This window comes from Desulfovibrio sp. ZJ369, from assembly GCF_011039085.1.
Classification (GTDB): Bacteria; Desulfobacterota; Desulfovibrionia; order Desulfovibrionales; family Desulfovibrionaceae; genus Desulfovibrio.
Window position 1 is genome coordinate 1 of sequence record NZ_JAAKEI010000054.1, and the last position, 11189, is coordinate 11189.

6 protein-coding genes are annotated in these 11189 nt (G+C 60.0%); 1 reads left to right on the forward strand and 5 read right to left on the reverse strand.

Annotation, left to right across the window (positions count from 1 at the left end; genetic code table 11):
• The coding region (locus tag G7Y51_RS12070) for a hypothetical protein (RefSeq protein WP_165177830.1) at nucleotides 1-5115 on the reverse strand (5115 nt) is incomplete at its 3' end.
• Nucleotides 5116-5732: 617 nt separating this feature from the next.
• Between G7Y51_RS12070 and G7Y51_RS12075 the strand changes: the two genes are divergently transcribed.
• Complete coding sequence (locus G7Y51_RS12075; protein ID WP_165177832.1) at nucleotides 5733-6287, forward strand: helix-turn-helix transcriptional regulator; 555 nt, start codon at nucleotides 5733-5735, stop codon at nucleotides 6285-6287.
• A gap of 149 nt (nucleotides 6288-6436) precedes the next feature.
• On the opposite strand, the gene G7Y51_RS12080 is transcribed toward G7Y51_RS12075, so the two are convergent.
• The 4 genes from G7Y51_RS12080 to G7Y51_RS12095 all read right to left on the reverse strand — a co-directional run bounded on the left by G7Y51_RS12080 (nucleotide 6437) and on the right by G7Y51_RS12095 (nucleotide 10989).
• On the reverse strand, nucleotides 6437-6889 hold the full coding sequence (locus G7Y51_RS12080; RefSeq protein ID WP_206214334.1) for a hypothetical protein: 453 nt from the start codon (nucleotides 6887-6889) through the stop codon (nucleotides 6437-6439).
• Nucleotides 6882-7088, reverse strand: coding sequence for a hypothetical protein (locus tag G7Y51_RS12085; protein WP_165177836.1), 207 nt, complete (start codon nucleotides 7086-7088; stop codon nucleotides 6882-6884). The genes G7Y51_RS12080 and G7Y51_RS12085 overlap by 8 nt, the downstream gene beginning before the upstream one ends.
• 3312 nt (nucleotides 7089-10400) lie before the next feature.
• Entirely contained in the window at nucleotides 10401-10745 is a 345-nt protein-coding gene (locus G7Y51_RS12090) for a helix-turn-helix transcriptional regulator (protein WP_165177838.1), read from the reverse strand.
• Nucleotides 10714-10989 (reverse strand): cytotoxic translational repressor of toxin-antitoxin stability system, encoded by a 276-nt coding sequence (locus G7Y51_RS12095; protein WP_165177840.1) that lies wholly within the window; start codon nucleotides 10987-10989, stop codon nucleotides 10714-10716. The genes G7Y51_RS12090 and G7Y51_RS12095 overlap by 32 nt, the downstream gene beginning before the upstream one ends.
• Between the last annotated feature and the right edge of the window lie 200 nt (nucleotides 10990-11189).

Genomic DNA, 11189 nt, shown 5'->3' on the forward strand with positions numbered 1-11189 from the left:
GGGGATGATGTCCAGCACGCTGGTTTCAAACTTGTACTCGCCGCGCAGGCCCGCGCTGATGGCCCAGGCCGTCACGTCGCTCTTGAGGCTGTCCATCTGCATGGCCGCGGGCAGTTCCTGTTCCAGCTTGTTATAGGTGGAGGTGTAGTTCACGTCGGCGGTGAGGCCGAAGTTGTTCTTTGTCCAGCCGGCATACGCGCCGATGCCCCAGAAGCTCATGTCATTGGTGGTTTCGTTGAAATCACCGGAGCCAGTGGCATAGCCGCCGCCGATGTTGAAGGTGATACCCGCGCGGATGGCGTTCTCAAAGGTGTAATCCGCGCCAATGGCCACGCCGCCCAGGCCGCCGCTGTAGTCCATATTGAAGTTGCCGCCTTCCAGGCCCCAACCGTTGGCGCTCTGGTACAGAGGCATGATCCAGAGGGCAAAGCCGCTCTTGGCGACCTCGGTTGCGGAAGCGCCGGACACGGAGCCGTCCGAAGCCATGCTCTGAATGGCGTTGCCGCCGGGCTGGGCCAGACTGGTGCGCTGGGTCACGGCATTGCCCGCCGCATTGTTGGCCGCCAGAGTCATTTGCGGCACCGCGCCGAGCAGAGCCATGCGCGCCGCGCTTTCAATGGTCACGGCAGCCTGCTCGGTGTTGTTGCCCAGATAGTCGGTGCTGGTGGCGCGGGAGAGGAAGCGCGCGCCCTTGTCGGCGGCATTTACATACTTGTCGTCGGTTCCGATCTCGTGAGCCAGGTAGCCCGCATCCACCAGGTCCGCCAGCTCGGAGTCCAGCGAGGGGAAGACCTTGTGGGCCGATTCGAGCGTGGGCGTGATGGTGCCGGTGGCAGGGTCAAACACGCCGGTCCCCACCATCGGGGAGTCCGTGCTGAAGTTGGCGCCGCTCCAGCCGCCATCGGTCAGATGGACGGTGCCACCTGTCTCCGTATTGATGTTCGTGCCAAGCACCTTGTACTTTTGGCCCACTTCCGCGCCCGCAATGCGCAGTTTCGCGCCATCTTCGATGGTGGCTGTTGTGAAGTCTTCGGCGGACAAAGCGCCGGCCGGATCAAGAGCCGCCTCGGCATTGACCACCAGCAGGGAGTTGGGGGAGAACTTGAGCGTGTTGTTTTCAAAATCGAAGTTGACGGCGGGGGTGGCGCTGGGGGCCTTGGTTCCGTTCACCTGGATGCTCTTGGTGCTGTCCAGCTGATGGGGCGTGAAGATGCCCAGAGCGGAATCCACGCCGTCCCTGCTCAGGCCATTGCCGTTGGTCACGGCATTGACATGTCCGGTCAGCCAGTCTTTGTTCGTGGTGCCGATGGCGGCCATGGAGTTCATGCCCACGCCCACGTTGCCGTCGATGATGCTTACATCAGGATCGGTAGGTACCGTGGGCTCGAATATCACGGCCACTCTGGTGGAATCCTTGCCCCAGGCCGGGTCAAGAAGCAGAGAGTTGCCGGCGAGCTTCAACTTCTCCACCACCAGCGTCGTGCCGCCCCTCTCGTCGTTCGCGCTGCCCACGGTCAGGTTGTTGGTGGGGCTGCCGGGGGCGGCGGCGGTCATGGTCAGCGTCCCGGCGGTCAGGTCAGTGCCGTCGGTAAGGGTGACCGTAGTGGCTACGGTCAGGTCGCCCACAGTGCTGCCCTGCGCGTTGTTCAGGGCCAGAGAGTTCACCTCGCTGGCGTCCGTACCTGTGAGATTCAGACTGCCGCCCGTCACGGTCACAGCGCCGCTGGCGTCCAGCTTGTTGGCCTGCACGCTGGCGGCGGTGACGTTGGTGGCGGTGATGTCGCCAGTGGCGACGACGTTGCCGGTGGCGGTGACGTTCGTGGCGGTGATGTTCTCGCCCGCGCTGACGTTGGCGGCGGCGATGCTGCCAGTGTCGGCGTTGATGGACTTGCCCGCGCTAACGTTGGCGGCGGTGATGCTGCCAGTGCCGGCGGCGGTGATGTTCCCGCCGGCCGTGACAGTGGTGGCGGAGATGCTGCCATTGTTGCCGGTGCTGATGTTCCCGCCGGCATTCAGGTCCAGTTCCCCGTCGTTGGCCGCGGTGATGCTGGCATTAGCCGCGGTCGTCGTGATGTCGCCCCTGGCCGTAATGGCGCCGCTGGCGTTGCTGACGCCGTTCGTCAGGGTCACTTTGCCGGTCTCGGACTTGATTGTGCCGTTGTTCAGGGTGGTCGTGGCGGCAGTGATGTCCTTTGCTGCCGTCACAGCGCCGCCGTTGGCGACATCGACTGTGCCCACGTTGATCAGGTCAGTGCTTGCCAGGCTTGCGCCGGCAACGTCAACCGCGCCGCTCGCGCCCTCAATCTTGCCGGTGGTGAATGCAGCGCCTTCGACGCCCTTGACATCAAGCGCGCTGCCATTGCCCAGCTCCACATCGCCCACTGTGCCCTTATTGGTCTTGCCGGCATCGCCAAGGGTCAGAGCGGCGTTATTTGCCACGTTGAGATTAAGAGCTTCATTCTCTGTGTTTTTCACCAGGGGGGCGCTTTCCTCAGTTGAGGAGCCGACCAGTTGCAGGGAGCCGCCGCCAGTGCCGACTGTCACCTCATTCCCCGCCGGCACTCCGCTCGTCACCGTGACATCCTTGACAGCGCCGGTGGCGGCCTTCAGCTCATCTGCCGTCCCGGAGGCCGAGGCATCTTTCAAGGCAGTGCTGGTCGTACCCGCCATCTCCGTCAACTTGACGGTACCGTCGTCGTCGTTCGTCGCCAGCTTGACGGTCGCCTCGCCCAGATCCAGTATGCCCTTACTGTCCCCACTCATGATAGCGCCTTTGAGGGCGTCCGCCTCCGCCTTGGTGAACTCGTTATCGGAGGTCAGGCCGTTTACTTTCAGGGTGCCGCCAGCCGCAACCTCAATTTGGTGCTGGGTGCCGGCATTACGAAGGCTGTCGAGAGCGTCATTGAGCAGAGCCTTCCTGTGCGCTTCCAGCGTGCCCTGATTATCGACCTTGATGCCGGCTGTTGTAGTATACGCCACGTTCTTCAGCGAGTCGGCCTCTTCACCGGTCACCTTCAACGTGCCCACAGCGCCCGCGCCGCCCACAGTGATCAGGCCGCCGGTATGCTGGTCCAGCGTGACCACGGTCAGCGTGCCGTTGTTCACGTTCACCTTGCCGCCGGTCTGGGTCAGCTTGGTCAGCCCCAGGTCGCCGGCCTTGTCGCTGGCGCCCACGGTCAGGGTGGAGGCGCTCACGCCTGGAACGCGTGAGCCGAAGACAGTCCCTTCCGCCTCCACGGTCAGATTGTCCATGCCCGTCCGCGTGCCGCCGGCCACGGTCAGGCCGTGGAAGGCCAGTTTGTTGGAGTCGCCGGCGGTATAGTTGAGCTCGCCGCCGGTCTGGATCACGTTCACCTTGCCCGTGACGAAGTCCAGGTTGCCCGTGCTGGCCACGGTGATCTTGCCGCCGGAAAGGTTGAAGTCGCCGCCCTGATCAGTCATATTGGCGATACCATCGGCCACATCATATGTAGCGCCTGTAGCGCCCTTCTTGGCCCCCCCGGCCACGATCAGCGTGCTCCCGCTGTTCACGGTGATCGTGCCGCCGCTCATATTGGTCATGCGGGACACGATGTAGCCGGTCGTGGGCGTGCTGGGCGTGCCGGCCGTGCCGACCGTAATGCTGGCGGTGTCCTTGATATTCAGGGACACTCTCCGGTTCGAGGCACGGATCAGTGGGTTATGGCCTGTCATGAGGATCTGGGCGTTGCCAGAAATGTTAAACTGGCTGGTTTCGTTAGTTTTAGCTCCGGCAGCAATATGGACGGGGCCGTTCAGAGTCACTGTGCCGCCGGAAATATCTGCGCCGTGCGTGCCGAGCAAATAGGGGCCGTTCACCCAGGGAGTCTTGGTCGCCCCCTGGGTCCCCTTGATTGTAACCTCGCCGCCGCTGATTTTCAGCATGCCCGTCTGCAGGGTGCCGTTGCTCAGGCCATCGGGGCTGCCGTTGCCCTCGATCTCAAGTTCGCCCTTGGAAAGGTGGTAGCCGCTACGGAAAAAATCGCCCTCATAGTTGATCGGTTGCGTCCAGAGCGCGCCCTTGACGGTCAGCTTGCCGCCGTCCTGGTTGATCTGGGTATAGGGAGCGAAGAACGCGCCGTTCTCGGCCACGTTCACCTGAGTGCTGTCGCCGGAAAGGTTGAAAACGCCGGACTTGCCGGTGTCGTCATCGTTGTCGAAATACACGACACTGCCTTCGCCCTCGTTCGGCTGGAGCAGCAGCTTGGCATTCGCCTCCACGTTGAGTATGCCGCCGGTCATGTTCAGCGTCGGGGCGGTCATCACGCCGCGCTTGGTCGCGGACACAGTGATGGTTCCGCCGCTGATGGTGTTCTCCCCACTGGTGAACATGATATGGGCCGCGTTGTTGCCGAAACCGTTTTTAGCGTCGCTTTCGGTGATCTCGCCCTCCATGGTGATGGTGCCGCCCTCAATGCGGAGGTAGTCTCCGGCGAAGAGCTCGCTGTTCACGCCCATGTTGATCTTAGCGGTGCCGCCGATCGTCATGCCATTGTAGGCGCCGATGTAGGCGGCCTTCGTCCAGGCGTTGCCTGTATTGCCGGTCAGCGTCACCTGGCCGCCGGAAATGTTGAATTTATCGACATCCATGCTGGACAAAGCGGGGGATTCGACGCTGCCGGTGGTGATCGTCACCGTGCCGCCGGTCATGTCCACAGTCATACCATTGATTGCGGGAGTCGGAGCCGGCACGTTGCTGGGGAGGGGGGGGTTGTAGTAATGCACGACCCGATCGCCGTTTTCCAGCGTCAGCTTCCCCCCGTCGTTGATTTTGAGGATGGTGGTGTTGACGTTTTTCCCATAGTATCTTTCCTGGTTCTGGGTGAGGGGATTGGCGCCCCCCCTGACCTCAGTGTCGATGGCGCCGGTGCCCAGGGTTACGGTCCCAGGATTATTCCAGGGAGCCGAATACGACGGAGTCGCCGGAGCCGGATCCTCCGCCGGAGCCGGATCCGCCGCCACGGCCAGGCCGGCCGCGCCCACGGTCAATGCGCCGGCCAGCGCCAGGCTGCCGAGCAGGTTCAGCATGCGGCATTTTTTGAGCACCGCGCTGTAGCGTTTGATCAAAAATCCCAATGCGCCTTGTGTCATTTGCATGATCAGACCTTCCTTGTAATTGTTGACCTTCCTTGGCAAACCGCTCTAAAGTCTCCGGCGCGGCCCGTCAGCGCCCGGAGCAAACCCGCATGGCAAGACCACGCGCTTGCGGCGCGCCTGCAATCAGCCTTCGGCTATAAAAAGGACCAAAGAAAAAAGCCCCCGCCCGGAGAACCGTCGTCGATGCTCCGGGCTGAAAATGCGTCAGCGTATGGCCTCCCTGCACCTCCTCGCGGGCTTTTGAAACGCCCGCTCCGGCGCTTCGCGGCGAAAGTGCATTTCGCCCGCGCCGCTGCGGCTGGCATGGCTCCTGCCAGGGCGTTGCGCTGCGCTCATGCGCAAAACGCTTTGGTCCCTCCGCCGGCGGCCCTGCGCCAAAGGCGCGGACCGGACGGAAGGAAGCAACATTGCTTTCCGCGTGCGGGACGGGTAAAGTCGGATTGCGAATCGGAAACCTTTACCGCCCGCGCTTTATGGTTAGATCAATATTTCGGTCAGCACAACTGAAATATTGACCCCAAAGTAAAATTTATCCTATTTCTTGCCCTGAAATTCTGTTCTTTAATCCAAAATTTCAGCCAGATAGGATAAATTTCCGGGCGATGGAAATTTATTCTATGGAGACGGACACGCTGGGAGCCCGCATCCGCCTGGCGCGCGGGAAAACCTCGCAAGGGGTTTTCGCGGCCCTGATCGGCGTCAGCAAAGGTTCACTGGGCGGCTATGAGCGGGACGAAAATCTGCCCAATACGGATGTGGCGTTGAAAATCTGTCAACAGACCGGATTTTCAGTTGAATGGCTGCTTTCCGGGCGCGGGCCTCTGCGCGCCCCCGGCGCGCCCGCCGCGCCCCAAAAGCAGGAAGCAGCGCCGGCAGCAGCGCCGGCAGCAGCGCCGCCGACAGCGCCGCCGACAGAGCCGCCGACAGAGCCGCCGACAGAGCCGCCGACAGAGCCGCCGGAAACGCGGAAGAGCGCGCCCTACTGCGCGCGCTGCCTGAAGCTGGAAGAAAAGCTGGAAAAGCTGGAAGAAGAACGGCGCGAACTGAATGCGGAAAACCGCCGCCTCTGGAAAGAAAACAGCGCCCTCAACGCGCGGGTGGCACGACTGGAGGAACAGCAGAAAAAAGGCGAGCCTGCGAGAATTGCTGCGCAAAATTATTCCGCGGCCTGAGCGAACCTTGCCCCGGAGCTGATAAAAAAAAATGTCCTCCCGCAACACGGGAGGACATTTTACTGTCAGGTCCGGGGCGAGGGCGCGGACCTGCCGCAAGCAGGAACAGTACTCAGAATGGCCCCGGAAGTGCCGGGGTCAGCCTGCGGCTACAGGCACAGCCCTTCAAACAGAAAGGCGGCGCTGTTTGGCGAGTGGGAATTATAGCGCAGCGAGGTCACCATATCATGGAAGAACGTGTCGCTGATTTTTGGCCGATGGAGTGTTTTGCTTTTTGCGTATTGAAAGACCAGGCTATAGCCCACAAGGAAGGCCACGGTTTCGTTGATAAAACGATTTTCCTCCGTTTTTCCCGGGACGGAGAACGGCTTGAGCTTGCGCAGCCAGAAGCAGAGAACACCAGCCATCTTGAAGGGGCTTGGCTCATATCCTTCCGGCGCTTCAAAGGAACGAAAGTTATGATCCAACGAATCCTCCACCTGGCAGAAGCACTCGTCCAAGACGGTGAGATCCACCTTGATGGAACAGCTGCGGAGGGTCTCGTAAAGGAGGATCGGTTTTTCCACGAAGTCGAGAATGTCTTCCTCTCTCCCCTCACTCATGAGCCCTGGCACCTCCCAGGCTCTGAATGCCATTTGTTATTTTGCTAAAGGACTCCTCATCCGCCTGAACGGCGTCAAAGCCTTTTTTGACATACTCGGCCATGTCATGCACATCCCAGCGTAATCCCTCATTTTTTGAAAAATGCGCCTTGGTTTGCTGCCGCTCCTCAGGCGTCAGAAGTCGTCCGAAGGTCTCCATGCGTTGCTCCAGTGCTAAGGTAAGTCAAGGGAGGGAAAGATGGTGAGATATTTTCTGGAAAATCAGCATATGCATACTTTCCAACAAATGTCAAGATGCCTCAAGGAGACATTCACGTTTTCAATGAAAATTATATTATAACCATATGAAATTCAAAACGAATTTTTTAGAAAATCATCGAAAAGGCGAATGTCTTTCTGCCGGGGTCAGGGTGTACGCGCACCCTGCGCCCTTGTCATCATTTCGCGTCCAGAACGCGGTCTGGACGCTCATTCAGCGCGGGCACCAGCTAACGCTGTCGCCAGAGCGTTTAGCTAATTTCATTAGCAAAACGCTCTAGTGTTGCTGGTACTCCTCGCCCTGCTGCTGCGGGGCGACCGTCGGCCATAAAAGGCTGGCCCCGTATCAGCTGGCACTGACACGGGGCCGAAAGGTGTTGTAACCTGACTCGGTAGCGTGCACGGGGGCGCTCACCGCGCCGTGCCAGCCCCGGTTTCTGTTCGCGCAGGGGCCGGGGTTCCCTTTTCAGATAAACCCTTCCTGCCTGATTGGCAAGTGTCAGGCCGGGCCCGGATCAGGTAACGCGCGGCCATGGTTACAGGGCGGTTTTCTTCTGCGGTAGAGCGTTTTGGCCGCGCCCAGCGCCGCCCACAAGCGCAAACAGTTCCGGGCAGGCGCGTCGGCCTGAAAAGACGTTGTGGGGTGCGGGAAATCTGCATATAAGGAACGGGCACGGTCACTCTTCTGAACTCTAACGCCTGGGCACGGCGCTGGCAGCAAAGGAGGGTATCACCATGCGAAAGCTGGTTTTTGCCGCGATCATCGCGCTGATACTGGTTATGCTGCTGGCTTCTGACGCCAGATAGAAGTTGACCCCGTATCTGCGCAACCAGATACGGGGTCGAAGACTTGGCCTGTTGCAGGTGGCCGTGCATGGCGCTATGCGCCGTGCCCACCCCGGTTTCTGTTGACGCAGGAGCCGGGGTTCCCTTTTCAGATAAGCCCTTCCTGCCTGATTGGCAAGTGTCAGGGCCGGGCCCGGATCAGGTAACGCACGGCCATAGTTACAGGGCGGTTTTCTTCTGCGGTAGAGCGTTTTGGCCGCGCCCAGCGCCGCCCACAAGCGCAAACAGTTCCGGGCAGGCGCGCGTCGGCCTGAAAAGACGTTGTGGGGTGCGGGAAATCTGCATATAAGGAACGGGCACGGTCACTCTTCTGAACTCTAACGCCTGGGCACGGCGCTGGCAGCAAAGGAGGGTATCACCATGCGAAAGCTGGTTTTTGCCGCGATCCTCGCGCTGATACTGATCCTGCTGCTGGTCTCAGAGACCAGATAGCAGTTGACCCCGTATCTGCGCACCAGATACGGGGCCTAAAGCTGGTCTTCGTCAGGTGACCGTGTAACCAGGCGCTATGCGCCGTGCCCACCCCGGTTCCTGTTCGCGCAGGGGCCGGGGTTCCCTTTTCAGATAAACCCTTCCTGCCTGATTGGCAAGTGTCAGGCCGGGCCCGGATCAGGTAACGCACGGCCATAGTTACAGGGCGGTTTTCTTCTGCTGTGGGTACGACGCGGCAGGATGAAAAAGTCAGATTGGTAAAATAACTGCCTCCATACGCTCCTGCCGCTCTCTCTGCGTGGATGCATCGCTCAAAGACTGCTGATGCCGCTACACCAGATCCGGCCCAGCGCCGCCCACAAGCGCAAACAGTTCCGGGCAGGCGCGTCGGCCTGAAAAGACGTTGTGGGGTACGGGAAATCTGAATATAAGGAACGGGCACGGTCACTCTTCTGAACGCTAACGCCTGGGCACGGCGCTGGCAGCAAAGGAGGGTATCACCATGCGAAAGCTGGTTTTTGCCGCGATCATCGCGCTGATACTGGTTATGCTGCTGGCTTCTGACGCCAGATAGAAGTTGACCCCGTATCTGCGCAATCAGATACGGGGTCGAAGACTTGGCCTGTTGCAGGTGGCCGTGCATGGCGCTATGCGCCGTGCCCACCCCGGTTTCTGTTCGCGCAGGGGCCGGGGTTCCCTTTTCAGATAAACCCTTCCTGCCTGATTGGCAAGTGTCAGGCCGGGCCCGGATCAGGTAACGCACGGCCATAGTTACAGGGCGGTTTTCTTCTGCTGTGGGTACGACGCGGCAGGATGAAAAAGTCAGATTGGTAAAATAACTGCCTCCATACGCTCCTGCCGCTCTCTCTGCGTGGATGCATCGCTCAAAGACTGCTGATGCCGCTACACCAGATCCGGCACAGCGCCGCCCACAAGCGCAAACAGTTCCGGGCAGGTTCTCGACAGGCAGGGAATGCACGGTTTGCCTTGAGAATCAAGATAAAAACGGGTATGCAAAAATCTGCACGACTACCCTCCGAGCGTCGGCACGGCGCATGACTCCCGCAAGGGTAAAGGAGGGTATCAGCCATGTCGCGTCTGTTTTTGATCACGCTCTTCGCGCTGGTACTCGTCGTGCTTCTGACATCTGACGCCATATAGCAGTTGACCCCGTATCAGGAGCGAACTGATACGGGGTCGAAAACGGTTAAAGCACTGGTAGCCGTGTGAGATCGGGGGCGCTCACCGCGCCGTGCCAGCCCCGGTTTCTGTTGACGCAGGGGGCCGGGGTTCCCTTTTTAGATAAGCCCTTCCTGCCTGATTGGCAAGTGTCAGGGCCGGGCCCGGATCAGGTAACGCACGGCCATAGTTACAGGGCGGTTTTCTTCTGCGGTAGAGCGGTTTGGCCGCGCCCAGCGCCGCCCACAAGCGCAAACAGTTCCGGGCAGGCGCGTCGGCCTGAAAAGACGTTGTGGGGTGCGGGAAATCTGAATATACGGAACGGGCACGGCTACCCTCTGGCCCAAGCGTCGGCACGGCGCAAACGGAAAAGGAGGGCGCAGCCATGCGGAAACTTGTTTTCGTCCTGACTGTCGCTATGGCCCTTGTCCTCTTACTGACGTCTGACGCCAGATAAGAGTTGACCCCGGCCCATTAGCGGTGGGCCGGGGTCGAAAAAAGTAACCCGTATCGGTAGCCGTGCACGGGGGCGCTCACCGCGCCGTGCCAGCCCCGGTTCCTGTTCGTAGCAGGGGCCGGGGTTCCCTTTTCAGATAAGCCCTTCCTGCCTGATTGGCAAGTGTCAGGGCCGGGCCCGGATCAGGTAGAGCACGGCCATAGTTACAGGGCGGTTTTCTTCTGCGGTTGGTACGACACGGGAGGCGTCAAATGTGGATTGGGCAATATTTGTCCAGCCACCAGAGGAGTGGCCAAAGCCAGGCATAGAGCGTTTTGCTAATTTCATGAGCAAAACGCGCTAGGCCGACAAAAACATGCGGGGATCGGTATTCAGCACATCGGCCAATCTGCGGGCCGTCTGCCTGCCAATGGGCCGCTTGCCCGTCTCCATTTCGGAGATGTGATTGCGCGGCACGCCCGCGCGCGCGGCCAGTTCCGCCTGGGTCAGCTCGTCCCGGTGGCGCAGGCCCCGCAGAATCGTGCCGGGGCTGCGATCCGGAAAGACCACGGACGGGCTGACGCCTTCATCAATGACGCAACCCGCTTTTGCCAGAAAATCCAGCACGTCCTGATATGCGTCCGGCGGGCAGGCCACGGTCAGCACGCGGGGCTCAGTAGGGGGCTTTTTCGTGAGTGCCTGCATAGATAATCCTTATGAGTTGAATGGTTCCTGAGACTTCCTGCCAGACGGCCACATAGGTAGGATGGCCGCGTTTCAGATGGCAGTGGTGGATTGTGGATTTCAGCTTGCCGTAATGCGGCCAGGCGCCGCGCACCGGGCCGAGCAGTTCCATTTCCCTGACCAGAGCGTCAAGGGTTTCGCGCACTCCCTTGGGGAGCTTTTCGGCCTGCCGGGCGGCTTTTTTTGTGTATTGGATTATCCACATGGGTCTACTGTGTCCCAATTTTTGGGACTTATCAAGAGAAAAAAGGAAAAAGTCTTCACATCAGCAAAACGCCCTAGAGCAATTTGACTTTTATTTTATTTAGAAATCGTTTAGATTGCAGAGATGAAATTTGCATCTGAAGAAATCCGAACCAAGGCTGTTCATGCGTATCTTGATGGAAAAGCAACAGCCAGGCAATT

What these genes read in the sequence shown, in the direction of transcription:
- G7Y51_RS12075 (WP_165177832.1), top strand. Translation starts at nt 5,733, where the DNA reads ATGGAGACGGACACGCTGGGAGCCCGCATCCGCCTGGCGCGCGGGAAA.
- G7Y51_RS12090 (WP_165177838.1), bottom strand. Translation starts at nt 10,745, where the DNA reads ATGCAGGCACTCACGAAAAAGCCCCCTACTGAGCCCCGCGTGCTGACC.
- G7Y51_RS12080 (WP_206214334.1), bottom strand. Translation starts at nt 6,889, where the DNA reads ATGAGTGAGGGGAGAGAGGAAGACATTCTCGACTTCGTGGAAAAACCG.
- G7Y51_RS12085 (WP_165177836.1), bottom strand. Translation starts at nt 7,088, where the DNA reads ATGGAGACCTTCGGACGACTTCTGACGCCTGAGGAGCGGCAGCAAACC.
- G7Y51_RS12095 (WP_165177840.1), bottom strand. Translation starts at nt 10,989, where the DNA reads ATGTGGATAATCCAATACACAAAAAAAGCCGCCCGGCAGGCCGAAAAG.